The organism is Enterococcus sp. LJL128 (assembly GCF_056924295.1).
In genome coordinates this window covers 234,008-248,905 of record NZ_JBXPBP010000004.1, presented here as the reverse complement: position 1 = coordinate 248,905, position 14,898 = coordinate 234,008, and the positions used below count along the sequence as shown (strand labels likewise).

Genomic DNA, 14,898 nt, shown 5'->3' with positions numbered 1-14,898 from the left:
AATTGTTCTTCTGTTTCCTGTAACTCCGCTTCTAAATGATGAGCGATTTCTTCCAGCTGATGGCTCGTCAATCCGTCGGATTGCTGTTCTTCTTTCAGACAAGGTAAGATTTCTTCTTGATAAAGGGTTTGATAAAAGGCGTTCGATTTTTCATCTAAAGCAGCTTCATAGCGATTCGTTGCTTTTCGCCAGACAAAGCTAAACTTGTTGGCATCTGCTTCGATTTTTGTGCCATCGATAAAAAGGGCTTCATTATCGATGACTTGATTCGTAATCAGCTGACGACGAAATAAAACAAAGGCTTCCTCTAATAGACCTGCCGTTGTCTCCTGACTTCTGAATCGATTAATGGTGCGATAGCTGACTTGTTCGTGGTTCGCTAACCAGCGCATACGATAGCTGTCATCCAACAGAAATTCCATTTTCCGACCAGAAAAGACACGCTGAGTATACGCATACAGAATAATTTTTAATAGCATCTTCGGGTGGTAGGCCGGTCGGCCTAATTGTTCTTCTAATTTATTAAAGAGTGTTTGCGGCATGGCTTCGACTAAGGCATTAACCGCAAAAGCGACATCCGTTTCAGGAATAAACTGTTCCAACTCTAATGGTAAAATCGTTTGATTAATGGTATAATCTTTAAACATAAAAGCACGCTCCTTTTGATTTGGTTTAGTCACTTTAATCTTACACGGTTGCGTGCTTTTTGTGTACCCTAAAATCAAAAAAGTAGGACAATAATCAGATTTTCTTCTGACTATTGTCCCACTCCCGTTTTTTTAGACTATCCATAGAATGAAAGAAATCAAGATAAACCTGGGATAACTAAGTATCCAACAGTTCTTTTGTTTAATTAGAGAGAAACAGCAGAGCTTGTCCCAATCTCATCTTGACTTCCTGAATTCAGCCGTCACAAGAAGTGGCTGAAACTGTATACTGCATTTGTTAAGCTGCTATTTTTTGTCCTCATCCAGCAGATTGTCCAGTTCAACAACTTTACTGTATTCAGCAATTTTTGAAATTCCGATAACTTTATCAAGATCAACAACAAAAGCAATCCCATTTCCAGGCTGACAAATTTTCATCTCTACACTCAGTGCATCTAATACCTTGTTGGTCATCGCTTCGGGAACCAGGGTTAGAACAATATCCTTTTCCGGTTCAATATCAATACCTAAAAAGCGTCCGGCGTCATGAACACCTGCACCGCGTCCATGGAGAATCGTTCCTCCTGTAGCGCCAGCTTCTTTAGTGATGTCGATGACATCAGAACCATTACCTCCGTCAACAATCGTGACAATCAGTTCAAGATTCAAAGCAACTAATTTTTTCATTATACTACCCCTCTTCTTCTGCTAATCTTTGCCGTTCCAGTCTCAGTTGATGGTCACGGTCATCTTTTTTCTTGTAAATATACCCTAAAACCAGTGTTGACAAGATAGGTGCCAGAGCAATCATTGCCACCACGCCAAAACCGTCAACCAGTGGATCTCGACCTTCTATCTGAGAGGCGATTGCGACACACATTGACAAAATAAACGTAGAACACATAGGTCCAGTTGCCACGCCCCCATTATCAAAGGCCATCGCTAAGAACATTTTATCCACTTTGCGTCCCAAAAGAAAGACTAAAATATAACCTGGAATTAAAAAGTAATAGAGAGAAAATCCAGCTAATAGACGCCACATAGACAAACCAACGGCTGCACCGACGCCGAAGGAAACAAACAGCAGCATGATTTTGCTGCGAATTCGCCCCTCGCTGATATTCTCAATCTCTTTTACCATCACATGAATAGCCGGTTCCGCAAAACCAACTAAGAACCCCATGAAAAAGCCCAGAGGAATCAAAATATAGTTGTAGTCTAAAGCAGCTAAGGATGCTCCTAAATGTCGTCCAACAGGTACGTATGCGATGTTGACGCCATGAAGGAACAAAATAAGTCCGACAATCGTAATTAGAAAACCAATCATAATTTTAGCGAAACGCTTTTTACGCAGTTTGAAACTAGTGAAGTTCAATACTACAAAAATGATGATGATAGGCGATACAGCCATCAGTACTTCCCAAATAACTGTATCCAGCCCTGTAAATAGGCGTTCGATAATCGTCATCGGAAGATCACCCCCAAAGCCATAACAGCTAGAATGGGACCTAATGAAGCGACACCCACCATACCAAAGCTGTCATTCTCATGTGGTTTCTGTTTAATCATAGAGGTAACGCCAATAGCTAGGGAAAGAATGAACGGGACAGTGATGGGCCCGGTTGTAACACCGCCTGAATCAAAGGCAATCGGCATAAATTCCGGACTGGTGAAGAATGAAGCGATTAGAACAAATAGATAGCCAATCAGCATCATTTTATAATAAGAAAATTTGAAAACAACCCGTAGTAGAGCCAGTGCAAGGAAAATTCCTGTTCCTACACTAACAACCGCTAATATCAGGGAGCGTGAGATTGCTCCGTCTGAAATTTCGTTAACCTGTTGTCCTAATACCTGAACGGATGGTTCTGCGATTGTGATAACAATTCCAATGACAAAGCCGAGTCCGACAATAATCCACAACTTTCGCTTCTTAACCATAAACTTTCCGACCAATTCGCCAACGGCCATCATAGAATGATCGGCTCCAAATAAAAATAGTGCCATTCCAATAATCATAATACCTGCACCAATCAGAAAAACGACCAGATCTTCCCACGGTAAAGGGGCAAAAGCAAAGGTCAGGATAATAATCAGCAGTGTCATAGGCGCAATGGCCATTAATACATCTTGAAAAGATTTTCGCATGTATCCTCCTCCTTTATTTTTCAATGTACTTATATAGTATAACCTAAAAAAAAATTAAAATTCAGGGTTGACATCCTACTGTGTACAAATGTTAGAATGAAATGACCATTAAAAGAACGTACGTTCTTTTTTTAAAAACAAGATATTCGTAAGATGAAAAAGGATGCCGTATACTTAAATAATGTATAGTAGCTGATTTTGAAAAAAGAGGTGGAAGAATGATTGAATTTCAACAGGTATCAAAGGAATACAGTAGTCAGCAGGTTTTGACAGAATACAATCTGTCTATTGAAGACGGTGAATTTTTTGTCCTGGTAGGACCAAGCGGCAGCGGGAAAACAACAACATTAAAAATGCTTAATCGACTGATTGAACCCACAGATGGGAATATTTATTTTGAAGGAAAACGGCTGATTGATTATGATTTAAGAGAGCTGCGTCTGCGTATTGGCTACGTGCTGCAGCAAATTGCTCTATTTCCTAATATGACAGTTGCTGAAAATATTGAACTGATTCCTGAACTAAAAGCATGGAAAAAAGAAGAGCGCCGGCAGCGGACGAAGGAGCTCCTTGAAAAGGTAGGACTGCCTCCTGAAGAATATATGAATAGGAAACCGGCAGAACTTTCAGGTGGAGAACAGCAGCGTATCGGTATTTTACGTGCTATTGCAGCGAAGCCGGATATTATATTGATGGATGAACCTTTTAGTGCACTGGACCCCATTTCCAAAAGCCAGCTGCAGCTGTTGATTAAGGAGCTGCATAAAGAACTGGCTAGCACCATTATTTTTGTCACCCATGACATGAATGAAGCGATGCTGCTGGGCGATCGAATCTGTATCATGAAGGATGGAAAGATTGTTCAAGTAGATACGCCTGAACAAATTAGAAAAGCGCCTGAAAATGAGTTTGTAGCACAATTTTTCCAAAACGGAACATTGGGACTAGCTGATTACAATGCGACAGATTTACATGAGATGGGCTTGCTGGAAGCAGCCGGAAATTCTGGTGTCCGCCAAATTGATGGAGCCACCAGCTTAACTGATGTAATTGAGCTGCTTGCTGTTGAAGGCAGGCTGATTGTGAAAAATGATCAAACAGTGCTTGGCGCAGTTACCTCCGACACAATTGTTGCATTTCTTGAAAAACGGCTGAAGGCAGGTGAGCAAGTAGATGAATAATTTGATTGAAACATTCGTATCCCGTAAAGATCAGTATCTCCAGTCATTGCTGGAGCATATTCAGCTATCGCTGTTATCCTTGTTAATTGCTATCTTGATTGCCATACCTTTGGCAATTTTACTGACTAAATACAAAAAAATTGCAGAAGTTATTTTGCAGGTTACTGGAATCTTTCAAACAATTCCTTCATTAGCTCTTTTAGGTCTGCTAATTCCTTTGATTGGTATCGGCACTCCTCCGGCAATCATTGCACTGGTAATCTATGCGTTGTTTCCGGTACTCCAGAATACGTATACAGGATTAACGGAAATTGACCCTTCTCTAGAAGAAGCGGCAGAAGCCTTTGGAATGACCAAAAAAGAGAAGCTGATAAAATTTGAATTGCAGTTGGCGCTGCCGTATATTGTTTCAGGGATTCGGACAGCCGCGGTAATGATTATTGGGACGGCCACCTTGGCGGCATTGATTGGTGCCGGCGGTTTGGGAACCTTCATCCTTCTGGGGATTGACCGAAACAATGTTTCGCTGATTCTGATCGGGGCAATATCTTCTGCTGTTCTGGCAGTGCTGTTCAATTACGGAATTCATCTGTTGGAAAAGTCCAGCGTGAAAAGAATTGTTGGTTCCTTTGTGCTATTATTTGCACTGCTAGGAGGTTCATTTATCTATTCTAATGCCGGCGGTCAGCAGCAAACAATAACTATTGCAGGAAAATTAGGTGCTGAACCTGATATTATCATCAACATGTATAAAGAATTAATTGAAGAAAATAGTGATGTCCATGTAGAGCTAAAACCGAATTTCGGAAAAACGACGTTCCTATATAATGCGTTAAAATCTGGTGAAATTGATATTTATCCTGAATTTACTGGTACAGTACTGGAAACATTTTTACCGGAAAATACAAATACATCTAATGATCCGAAGAAGGTCTATACGTATGCAAAAGAAGAAATCGCAAAACAGGACAAACTGGCTTATTTGGCACCGATGAAGTATCAAAATACTTATGCAGTAGCTGTTAAGAGAAGCTTTGCTGAAGAAAACGGCTTGAAGACGATAGAAGATTTGAAAAAGGTCAGCGGACAGCTAAAGGCAGGCTTTACTCTTGAGTTTATTGACCGTGAAGACGGATATAAGGGACTTCAAAGCGTCTATGGACTGACAATGGAGGTTCAGTCGATGGAGCCTTCTCTGCGCTATCAGGCAATCAATAATGGTGATGTGAATATTGTGGATGCTTATTCCACTGACAGTGAGCTGAAACAATATGATTTGGTTACTTTGGAAGATAACAAGCAGCTGTTTCCTCCCTATCAGGGAGCTCCGTTACTGAGGGAAGAAACGCTAAAGGAATACCCTGAATTAGAAGAATGGCTGTCTCCGCTGACTGATAAAATCACAGAAGAAGAAATGAGTGAGATGAACTACCAAGTAAACGTAGAAGGACATGACCCGCAAAAGGTAGCCCATGATTATTTAGTGAAGCACCAAATGATTAAAGAATAGCTTTTTGCTTCATCAGCAGAGTACTCTAGCTACCATGTTGATTAGACGATACCCGCTCTCCATTATTTGAAATATGGAGCAGCGGCAGAGCACAAGTAAAGAACTGGAACCTCTTGTTCCAGTTCTTTACTTTTATCCATTTCTGTAAAAAGAGTAAAATTTACCAAAAAGAACTGATTTTTTTTAAGACTTTCGTTATAATGTAAGAAAATACTAAACAGGGGCGTTGCAACATGAAAAAAGTAGATCGTCAGCGTTTGATTCGTCAGATTATTACTGAGAATGAAGTAGAGACACAAGAAGAGCTAATTGAACGTTTGAAGGCTGCCGGCGTTAAGGCGACTCAGGCGACCGTCTCTAGAGATGTTAGAGAAATGAGCATTGTTAAAACCCATGATTCAGATGGAAAAGTAAAATATGCCATCTTTTCACAGGTGAAAACGGAAAGCTTAGAAAGCAAGCTAAAGGAATCAGTCAAGGATTCTGTTATCCGTATTGAAAGAGTTCAGTTTACAGTTATCGTTAGCACAGATATGGGCAGAGCGGATGTGGTAACCAATCTTCTTGATGAGGTGAACTATAGTGAAGTGGCCGGAACTGTTGCAGGAGTAGATACGATTATTATCATTACTAGGTCAGAGCAGGAAGCACAGATACTTGTTCAGCGGCTGGAAGCAATGATGAGAAACGAATAAAAGAGTTTAACAATAACCAAACAAATGAAGGGAGTTTTGCTACATGGATTTGAAAGCGCTGCAAAATGGGTCTGATTTTCGAGGGATTGCAGTAAGTACAGAAGAATATCAGGCGAATTTAACCCCTGAACAAGTGAAAAAAATCGGAGTAGGTATGATTCATTGGTTAAGGGATAAGAAGGAGCTTCGAGAAAAACAGGAAGCAGGTCAATTAAAAATCGGGATTGGTCATGACAGCCGGATTACTGCAGATATCTTGAAACAGGCATTGAGTGACTCGTTTGTCTGTCATGGTATACAAGTGCTGGACCTGGGACTAGCTACTACGCCAGCAATGTTTATGGCAACACAATTTCCTCAGTATGACTGCGATGCAGCAATTATGATTACGGCTAGCCACTTACCTTACTATTTTAACGGCTTAAAGCTATTTACAAGAAGTGGCGGGGCAGAAAAAGAAGATATCGCTTATATTGTTGAACACAGTGAGCAGCCTTTAATAGAAGAAACAGGTAAAATAGAAAAAACTGAGATTATCCAAACCTATGCGAAGGACATGGTGCTGAAAATTCGCAAAGGGATGAAAACAGAGGAAGCTAAGCCGCTAGCAGGCTTTCGGATTGTTGTAGATGCCGGCAATGGTGCTGGCGGATTTTTTGCAGAACAAGTATTAGCTGAACTGGGAGCTGATACTTCGGGTTCACAGTTTTTAGAACCAGATGGAACATTTCCAAATCATATCCCCAATCCTGATAATAAGGAAGCCATGGCAAGCATTCGTCAGGCAGTACTGGATAATCAAGCAGACTTAGGTGTAATCTTTGACACAGATGTCGATCGTTCAGCAGTTGTTGACGGAAGTGGAGAAGTCATTAACCGAAATAATTTAATTGCACTGCTGGCAACCATTGTGTTGGAAGAATACCCTGGCAGCAATATTGTTACTAACTCACCGACCTCCAGCCATTTGAAGACATTTATTGAAGAAAAAGGCGGAAAACAGGTACGCTATATTTCCGGCTACCGCAATGTTATTAACAAGATGATTGAACTGAACAGCGAAGGGGTAGAAACGCCACTAGCAATAGAGACTAGTGGTCATGCCGCGTTTAAAGAGAACTACAATCTGGATGACGGGGCCTATGTCATTGCTAAGCTGTTGATGCTGCTGCCGAGATTAAAGCAGGAAGGGAAGACGCTGAGCGACTTGATAGGGACCTTGAAGCAACCCATGGAGACTCAAGAGCTGCGCTTTAAGATTCAAACAGAGGATGTTCAGGCTTATGGGAACCAAGTGATTCACGACATGCAGGTTTTTGCACGGAACACAGCAGGATTCACTGTTGACCAGGAGAATTATGAAGGAATTAGAGTGGATGTTTTAGAAAAGTATGGCTCAGGGTGGTTTCTACTTCGCATGAGTCTTCATGAACCGTTACTCGTTCTACAGATAGAAAACGATTTAAAGGGTAAGAATCAGACTGTGTTGATTAAATTAGCTGAGTTTTTTAAGAATTATAGCTTTCTTGATTGTAAAAACTTAAATCAGTTACTATAAATAAGAATATATACAATAGAAAAACATCGGAAAACGACAAAAGTCGTTATTTCCGATGTTTTTTTAGTTAGAAGTTTAAAAAAACTGAATATAAAATTATTTTTTAATAAAAAAGTGAAAACAAAAATAAAAATCTCGCTGTTTTTTTTAAAAATAAGACGTTGAAAAAAAGATAACGTGTGAAGAAGTATTTATTTTTGTTTAATGATGGTTAATTTGTCTTAATGAACAAAATAAAATCAAAACTCTTTCAGCAAAAATATATATGAACGTAAGAATTCATGCTGTTGTAGTAAAAAAAGATTTCTCAAAAGTATTAAGTTTGAGAAAATATTTTTATTTTAAATATAAAAAAATAAATCAAATTCATTTCTTGATTAATTCTAAATTAAAAACAAAGAATAGTCTAGTTGATTTTTTATCAATTTTTTATTTTTTTTCGCAAAAAAATGATAAAAAAACAATGAATGGTAATTTTTTTCATACAATCAACAGGCATAACTGGCCTTTTAAAAAAAAAACAGAAATTTATAAACAGTTTAAGCCGTCGCAAATGCCGTCACAAATATTCAATGATTTTCCTCCCTATTTATCAACAATTTAAGGCAGCTATTTTCATATTTAGTTGAAAATATTAAGCCGTCATTTAAGCCGTCGCTTCAAAAAAAGCGTCTTTAACCTGTATAAATTCAATGTTTTTAATTAGTTTCTCAAACTTAATACTTTTAATACATAAATCTATTGGATTTCAAGAAAACAGAAATCTGTAGCAAAACCAGCGATGTAAATTGAATGAAGGGGGAAAATCCTATGAATTTAGGAGTAATAACGTTATCAGCCGATATATCAGATAAGTACGTAGAAAATCTTAAGAAGAATCAAATAAACGTTGTTTCTTTGACAGATGAAAACTTTAATACATATATCAATAGTCTGGATGCAGTCGTAATTAGAGAGAACCCGGCAGAAGATGTAAGTGATACTTGCAGTTTACTGTTAAAGCTTAAAGAATATTCAGGGATTTTTGTTTGGGTTTTTTCGTCAGACTCCGCTAAAATTATGCGCTCTGTTTACCTGCAGTTGGGGGCGGTAGGGATTATCCCTGAGGACTCTGATAGTGAAGAATTTCGTTTGACCATTACAAATAGCTTATACAGGAAACAAGAACATCCTGATAATAATGGGGGAAAGCGTACTGAAAAATCAGTATCTGTTACTCCGACTAGTGATAAAACACTAGAGCTGATTCCTCGAAACTTCAGCATTAATGTAAAAGGTAAGGGAGAAATTCCTTTAACCCGCTTAGAATATCATGCGATGGAAACCTTATATAAATACATCAATTCCGCTGTTACTTATAAAGAGCTGTATGAAGAGGTCTGGGATGGAGAATTCGATGAAAAAAACAGCAATTACAAAGTGGCTAATTTAATTTTTCATTTAAGAGAAAAGCTTGAAGGAAAGTCTACTCCTTTCGTCTATATTAAAACAGTTCGTTCGAAAGGCTACATGCTGGTTATCAAAGAATGATTATTTTAGGAAAGTCGAAGATATGAATGGGGATTGTCATGGCGGCTTTGTCTAATTATCAGGAGTGACGGTGACACACACAAGGTATTTCATTTTCCAACAAAATAGAAGCGGGCGATAACACAATATGAAATCTTTGCTCACTGATGATTTGAAGGAGATTGAAATAAATATGTACTTATTTTAAGACAAGTACATAAAAATATTACGGGAGAGGAGATGAATAAATGAAAATCGGAAAAAAGTCTTATGTTGGGATATTTTTGATTTCAATAGCTGCGATTATCGTTGTTCTATTGAATGCTTCCTTAATTAAAGCAGACGAAGATAATTATCGTTTATCAATTTCTGATGTTTCTGAGGAAATTAAATCTGTAGAGCTAACAGTCCAACAACCGATAGATGAAGAAATTTATCTAGAATTTGAAGGATTTGAAGTAATAAGCAATGAAACACTACAAAACAGCGTGCCTGCGGATTTTGATGTGGAAATTGCTGATACAGAAAAAGAAAACAAAAAGAAGTTGACGGTAAAAGGTAATGAGAATCCATTAAAAATGTCATTTGAGTTGAAGTTGGATGGAAATAGTGGTGAAAAAAGTATTCGCCTGTTGAATCAACAAGCAAAAGTACTTTTAGAAGAAAACTTTTCTGTTCAGAGTCCCGCTGTTCAGCAAGTTGAATTTGATGATGGACTGGTAAGTCCTGTTGCACAGGTACAGACGGCAAACTCTGGAATGACAAAAGGGTTAGTTCCTTCTACGCCTAGCGAAATTCAGGCAGCAAATGATGCAGCTAATACTCGGTTTGGCTTTAATCCATTAGCAAATGTAAAAACTGTTGGAACTTGGGCTGATTTTAAATTGGCTTATGATGATAATAATGTCACAAAGATTATTATGACCGCAAACATTACACGAACTAATAATTTAGCTAGTCGGAGTGCTTCTATAGAGATAGATGGCGGCGGCTATATCCTTGATTTAGGAAATGACTCATTAAGATTAGCTTCTACACCTTCAGATGGTATTGGCTTCATACACTTCCACGACATGACTGCCAAAAATGCTGCAAATGAGGGAGAAGGTTTGGGGGGCAATATGTGGGCCTTTGTTATGGCGACAAATGGCACTACTTATGCTCGGAATTGGTATTTTAGAGCTGGAAATATAGAGACTGTGCGAGTAAATGGTCAGCGTGTTGTTCGACTGATTAGAGGTACTCGTGCAGAAATTACTCTATATGGAAAGATGAATCTAATTACTACTTCTGAGAACTTCTATGCTGGAAGTATTATTGTAGAAGATGGAACAGATTGGTATGGCGAAGATACTGGTTCCAATTATTCTGTTAACTGGTTTGAAATAGCTTCTGATGCTACAGATACTGGTGGTAAAGAGCAAATTATTATTGGTAAGAATGCCAGAGTTGTTATGAAGAACTCGACAAACGGTACAGCGTATCCAGCGATGTATCATAACTGGCGCGAGTTTGAATTAGGAGAAGGGTCTGTATACAACTCCAATATGATGGGAAATGCATTTAGAATATCTAAAACTGCAACTGTGAAAATCAAGAAAGATGCAACGATGAACTTAATTAGTAGAGGAACGGGAGCGGTTCTTCAATTTGGAGGAAGTTACGGTTTTACCAACACATCTGGTAGTCAATTTGATGTTGAACCTGGAGGGAGTATCTACATTGTAGGTGAAACAGCTGGACCAACGATTGATTTCCATACAACTACAACTTCGAGAAACATCAAAATGACGCTTACTTCGCCAATGGGATTTGATTTTCGGAATAAGAATAATTCGAATCCGGTCTTGAATGTTCGACAAACGCAAAATGAATTTCAGATTATTGATTCAGATATTGATTTATGGAATGTCGGCAGTCCTGTACTGGGACCATCTAATGAAACCTATGCACGTGTAGGGAACTTCTCCGTTAAAGGCACAGGGGGAGCAGCTAATGTAACAACAACTGAACCTGGTTTGGCAAACTTTACCTCAGCAAATTATCGAAGAATTGCCGGGATGAATTCTAAACCGTTGAGTCAATGGGTTCCTGTTACAGATGCAGATTATTCTTACAAAGTACGAGTAATGATTGGCTACACACCTGGTGATAACTATGATGAACACGGCAATGTTATCTTACAGCCTGTATATGCTTCTGCAAATCAAGCCAAAGTGACATTTACAGATACATTTGGTGACACCCATGAAGCTTGGACAGATGCGAATGGTTATGCAACAGTTACAGATACTCGTTTTAATACAGCTGGTGGAACAATGACAGCTTCGGCTGTTCGTGGACCTTGGCAGGAAGAAACAGCCTCTGAAACAACAGTTATTGATGTAACTCCGCCGGAACCGGCAAAAGTTGTCGATGACAAAATAACAAATGCGACGAAGCAGCTGATTGCTGAAAATCTGGAGGCAGGCGCGAAAGTCTTCCTGACAATTACTGGAACAACTGCTAATGCGGGAACAATGATTCCGGCTGGAACAGTTGGTGCAGATGGCAAATGGACACATAATCTGTCTGCTTACCTAAATACAGGTGACACTGTAACCATTTATCTGCAGGATAATGCAGGTGTTGCAGCGGGTCAGGCTGGAGAACTGCCATTTGATCCAGCCGCACCATCAACGAATAGCGCAAACGGAAACATTAATCCTTCGCCAAATGATTTGTCCTATCGGGATGCAACATTCACAAAAGCAACAGTATATACTGTGAGCGATTCTATTCCAGAGTCAAGTTTGACAAAGGAACAAAAATTCTACCGAAAAGGGACAGAAATTACTTCTGGTATTCAGGTAAATGATGTAGTCCGTTATACGCTGACTGTTAGAAATACCAAAGGAGCAACTTTAGACACCACATGGAAAGACGTTGCAATTACAGATGTCTTACCAACAGGTATTAATTTTGAACTGGCAACAGCTAATCTAAAAATTAATAATACTGACCCAGCTGCTGGTGCTGTAACGTATGACGAAGGTACGAGGACACTGACAGTGAACGCTGGCAGTTTAGCATCTTCTACTGAAGCAGTTATTACGTTTGATGCAGTCATCAATCGAAATGCAGTTGGCTTTAAGCTGAAAAATGAAGCAACAGCATTAGGTTATTCGCCGCGGGAAAGCAATAATCCATTTGTACCAGGTGTAAATCCTACTCCGGCCTACGAAGAAATTACTGCTACAGCACAAGTGGAAACACCGGGAACAATCGCTGGTGTACTGGAAATTACTTCCGGCCCATCAGTTTTGAACTTCGGGGTAAGAAGTAATAATACAGATACTCGTGTAAATAAAGCAGAGTATACAGAACCGTTGGTTGTTACAGATACACGGGCACAACGCGATAGCTGGAAGCTGATGGTTGAAGTAACACAAGATTTAACACATCAAACTGATACAAGTAAGACCTTGCCGGGAGCACTTCGCTACAAATACGGCAGTAGGCCGGAATTGACGTTAAACGGCTCTCCTCAAGAAATCTATCGAGATAGTTCAGGGACCGCCGGCGACTTCGTTATTAGTGATAACTGGTCAGAGGCTGGAGATGGGTTCAAATTACAAATCCCGGCTGGCCGTGTTCAAGCAATGGGTGAGTATCAAGCAGAGATTCTTTGGACACTGCAGGATGCCAATTGATGAGGAGGAACACAATGAAAAAGAATACTTGGTTTCATTTGCTTATTGTCTCTTTCCTTGCTCTGGCATTCACGCTGTTTACACAGCCGGTTCTAGCGGCTGAAGGCGGCGCGGTTCAAACGAACGGAAATGTTGGATTTTATGAGGACAGTACAGAGCCGTCTAGTACGACAGAACCGTCATCATCAAGTACAACACCGTCATCTAGTACCACCCCGTCCAGTTCAGTTACTAAGCCGCCGGGAAAATATCCGTCGACAGGTGAGCTGATTCAGAAAAGCCTAGGCATTAGCGGAGCAGCACTCGTGCTGCTGGTACTGATTTTCTTCTTGTGGAAGCGCAGGAAAGAGAAAGAGGAGGGCAGCCGATGAAAAAACATTGTTTATACGCTGTCCCTTTCGTTTTATTCAGTAGTTTGCTGTTTGGTACAACCGCTGTTTCGGCAGAAAGCAACTGGCAGGGTGATGGAACGATTTCGTTTGACGGGGAGTATGGAAAAGATGTATTGGACCCAGAAAATCCAGGGAATATCGTTGATCCGGGACCTAGTCCCAGCACCGATGGACTGTTGAGAATTGAATTTGTTCCTCAACTGAATTTCTGGAACAATAAGATTTCTTCAGAAGATCAAACGTATGCAGCGAATGCTCAGCTTTTCCACAGTGATACTGGTCCGAGAGGAAACTTTGTTCAAGTGTCCGATTATCGGGGAACAGGTGCTGGCTGGACACTACAGCTGCGGCAGGAAACACAATTTAAAAATGAAACGACAACCAATAAGGAATTGACAGGAGCAGTGATTTCCATGGATAAATCTTGGGTAAACTCTACCTTTGATTTGGCCAATGGACCAGCAGTTTCCAAGGATGTCATCCGTATTGATAATATCGGTCAGACTTATACGCTGGCTGAAGCGAAAAAAGGAACAGGGGAAGGTACTTGGTCACTCGAGTTTGGGGCTTCAATTGAGAACCAGAGCGGTCAGGCAGATACCTTGAGTCCAAGGCTGGATAAAGACGGCAATCCCATTTCAGATGCGGATTTCGGCGGCCAGCCAATTTATGAGAACAGCGCAGTAACACTCTTCGTACCGGGGAAAACGAAAAAAGATCCGGTCCAATACCAAACGGTGTTAACTTGGATATTATCTGAGTTGCCATAAATAAAACACACACATATTATTAGGAGGAAACACAAATGAAAACTTCACACAAATTAATCGGAGCTGCACTAATCGCAGCAGCAGGCGTTGCAGTTGTAGTGCCAAGCGCAACAAAAGCAGCACCAGGAGACTACACAGGTAAAGGTAAAATCGTCTTCACGAAGAACAACACAGGTACTACTAATACACCTCCGGGAACAACAGGACCAGTTATCCCTGGACCAGTAAACTCAGCCGATGAAGATTTGAAAATCATCTTTGTTAGCCATTTAGATTTCAAACAAAATGAGTTGCTAACTCACGGAAATCTGAAAACTTATGATGCAGATGTATACAAAACAAACGAAGGCGCAGATGGCAGCGGTGCAGCAATTTCTATGCCTAACTACGTGAAATTCCAAGACCACCGTACAGATGGTTTGGAAAACCACTACACAATCAAAGCAGAAATTTCTAAACAGTTCACACACACATCTGGTCATGTAATGGCAAATGCAAAATTGAACTACTCAAATGCTAAATTAGTATCTGCTACAAACGGTGCAACAATGCCTACAGGTGCAATTGCGAACTTTGCTTTAACTTATGGTGCTGAATCTACAGTGTTGACAAACAAAGAAGCTGGAAAAGGTTTCGGTACACATGACATCCAATTTGGTGATTTAGGAACAAATGCAGATAAATCTGTTCAATTGGAAATTCCAGGTGCTGTTATTTTACGTGACGGCGAATACCAAGCAGAAGTTACTTGGAAAATCGAAGACGCTAGATAATTAAGTAAAAGAGTAAGCTGGAA

At 39.9% G+C, this 14,898-nt stretch carries 13 protein-coding genes; 9 read left to right on the top strand and 4 right to left on the bottom strand.

The annotated features are described in order from the left end of the window. From AC1Z3K_RS07725 to AC1Z3K_RS07710, 4 genes are all read right to left on the bottom strand, one after another. Positions 1 to 647 (bottom strand): transposase (locus AC1Z3K_RS07725; protein WP_461732386.1); only part of this gene is annotated, 647 nt, incomplete at its 3' end. A 306-nt stretch (positions 648 to 953) separates the two neighbouring features. Then, entirely contained in the window at positions 954 to 1,334 is a 381-nt protein-coding gene (locus AC1Z3K_RS07720) for a P-II family nitrogen regulator (protein WP_426084252.1), read from the bottom strand. Positions 1,335 to 1,338: 4 nt separating this feature from the next. Next, positions 1,339 to 2,115, bottom strand: a complete 777-nt coding sequence (locus tag AC1Z3K_RS07715; protein WP_426084251.1) for a DUF1538 domain-containing protein — start codon at positions 2,113 to 2,115, stop codon at positions 1,339 to 1,341. Further along, positions 2,112 to 2,795, bottom strand: a complete 684-nt coding sequence (locus AC1Z3K_RS07710) for a DUF1538 domain-containing protein (protein ID WP_426084250.1) — start codon at positions 2,793 to 2,795, stop codon at positions 2,112 to 2,114. The genes AC1Z3K_RS07715 and AC1Z3K_RS07710 overlap by 4 nt, the downstream gene beginning before the upstream one ends. A 218-nt stretch (positions 2,796 to 3,013) precedes the next feature. Between AC1Z3K_RS07710 and AC1Z3K_RS07705 the strand changes: the two genes are divergently transcribed. The 9 genes from AC1Z3K_RS07705 to AC1Z3K_RS07665 all read left to right on the top strand — a co-directional run bounded on the left by AC1Z3K_RS07705 (position 3,014) and on the right by AC1Z3K_RS07665 (position 14,875). Next, a complete protein-coding gene (locus AC1Z3K_RS07705; protein ID WP_426084249.1) occupies positions 3,014 to 3,976 on the top strand; it encodes an ABC transporter ATP-binding protein in 963 nt (320 codons plus the stop codon). Continuing rightward, the gene (locus tag AC1Z3K_RS07700) at positions 3,969 to 5,486 is read left to right on the top strand and encodes an ABC transporter permease/substrate-binding protein (RefSeq protein WP_461732385.1); all 1,518 of its coding nucleotides are present in this window, start codon (positions 3,969 to 3,971) and stop codon (positions 5,484 to 5,486) included. The genes AC1Z3K_RS07705 and AC1Z3K_RS07700 overlap by 8 nt, the downstream gene beginning before the upstream one ends. 233 nt (positions 5,487 to 5,719) lie before the next feature. Then, complete coding sequence (gene argR, locus AC1Z3K_RS07695) at positions 5,720 to 6,181, top strand: arginine repressor (RefSeq protein WP_461732384.1); 462 nt, start codon at positions 5,720 to 5,722, stop codon at positions 6,179 to 6,181. Positions 6,182 to 6,224: 43 nt separating this feature from the next. Continuing rightward, positions 6,225 to 7,739, top strand: a complete 1,515-nt coding sequence (locus AC1Z3K_RS07690) for a phosphohexomutase domain-containing protein (RefSeq protein WP_461732383.1) — start codon at positions 6,225 to 6,227, stop codon at positions 7,737 to 7,739. Positions 7,740 to 8,549: 810 nt separating this feature from the next. Then, entirely contained in the window at positions 8,550 to 9,269 is a 720-nt protein-coding gene (locus AC1Z3K_RS07685) for a winged helix-turn-helix domain-containing protein (RefSeq protein WP_461732382.1), read from the top strand. 227 nt (positions 9,270 to 9,496) lie between these two features. Next, positions 9,497 to 12,940, top strand: a complete 3,444-nt coding sequence (locus AC1Z3K_RS07680; RefSeq protein WP_461732381.1) for a pectate lyase-like adhesive domain-containing protein — start codon at positions 9,497 to 9,499, stop codon at positions 12,938 to 12,940. 14 nt (positions 12,941 to 12,954) lie between these two features. Continuing rightward, entirely contained in the window at positions 12,955 to 13,311 is a 357-nt protein-coding gene (locus tag AC1Z3K_RS07675) for an EF2685/EF0750 family sortase-dependent surface protein (RefSeq protein WP_426084243.1), read from the top strand. Then, a complete protein-coding gene (locus AC1Z3K_RS07670) occupies positions 13,308 to 14,102 on the top strand; it encodes a WxL domain-containing protein (RefSeq protein WP_426084242.1) in 795 nt (264 codons plus the stop codon). The genes AC1Z3K_RS07675 and AC1Z3K_RS07670 overlap by 4 nt, the downstream gene beginning before the upstream one ends. A 35-nt stretch (positions 14,103 to 14,137) precedes the next feature. After that, the gene (locus AC1Z3K_RS07665) at positions 14,138 to 14,875 is read left to right on the top strand and encodes a WxL domain-containing protein (RefSeq protein WP_426084241.1); all 738 of its coding nucleotides are present in this window, start codon (positions 14,138 to 14,140) and stop codon (positions 14,873 to 14,875) included. Positions 14,876 to 14,898 lie beyond the last annotated feature (23 nt).

What these genes read in the sequence shown, in the direction of transcription:
- AC1Z3K_RS07670 (WP_426084242.1), top strand. Translation starts at nt 13,308, where the DNA reads ATGAAAAAACATTGTTTATACGCTGTCCCTTTCGTTTTATTCAGTAGT.
- AC1Z3K_RS07710 (WP_426084250.1), bottom strand. Translation starts at nt 2,795, where the DNA reads ATGCGAAAATCTTTTCAAGATGTATTAATGGCCATTGCGCCTATGACA.
- AC1Z3K_RS07720 (WP_426084252.1), bottom strand. Translation starts at nt 1,334, where the DNA reads ATGAAAAAATTAGTTGCTTTGAATCTTGAACTGATTGTCACGATTGTT.
- AC1Z3K_RS07700 (WP_461732385.1), top strand. Translation starts at nt 3,969, where the DNA reads ATGAATAATTTGATTGAAACATTCGTATCCCGTAAAGATCAGTATCTC.
- AC1Z3K_RS07690 (WP_461732383.1), top strand. Translation starts at nt 6,225, where the DNA reads ATGGATTTGAAAGCGCTGCAAAATGGGTCTGATTTTCGAGGGATTGCA.
- AC1Z3K_RS07675 (WP_426084243.1), top strand. Translation starts at nt 12,955, where the DNA reads ATGAAAAAGAATACTTGGTTTCATTTGCTTATTGTCTCTTTCCTTGCT.
- argR (WP_461732384.1), top strand. Translation starts at nt 5,720, where the DNA reads ATGAAAAAAGTAGATCGTCAGCGTTTGATTCGTCAGATTATTACTGAG.
- AC1Z3K_RS07715 (WP_426084251.1), bottom strand. Translation starts at nt 2,115, where the DNA reads ATGACGATTATCGAACGCCTATTTACAGGGCTGGATACAGTTATTTGG.
- AC1Z3K_RS07705 (WP_426084249.1), top strand. Translation starts at nt 3,014, where the DNA reads ATGATTGAATTTCAACAGGTATCAAAGGAATACAGTAGTCAGCAGGTT.
- AC1Z3K_RS07665 (WP_426084241.1), top strand. Translation starts at nt 14,138, where the DNA reads ATGAAAACTTCACACAAATTAATCGGAGCTGCACTAATCGCAGCAGCA.
- AC1Z3K_RS07685 (WP_461732382.1), top strand. Translation starts at nt 8,550, where the DNA reads ATGAATTTAGGAGTAATAACGTTATCAGCCGATATATCAGATAAGTAC.
- AC1Z3K_RS07680 (WP_461732381.1), top strand. Translation starts at nt 9,497, where the DNA reads ATGAAAATCGGAAAAAAGTCTTATGTTGGGATATTTTTGATTTCAATA.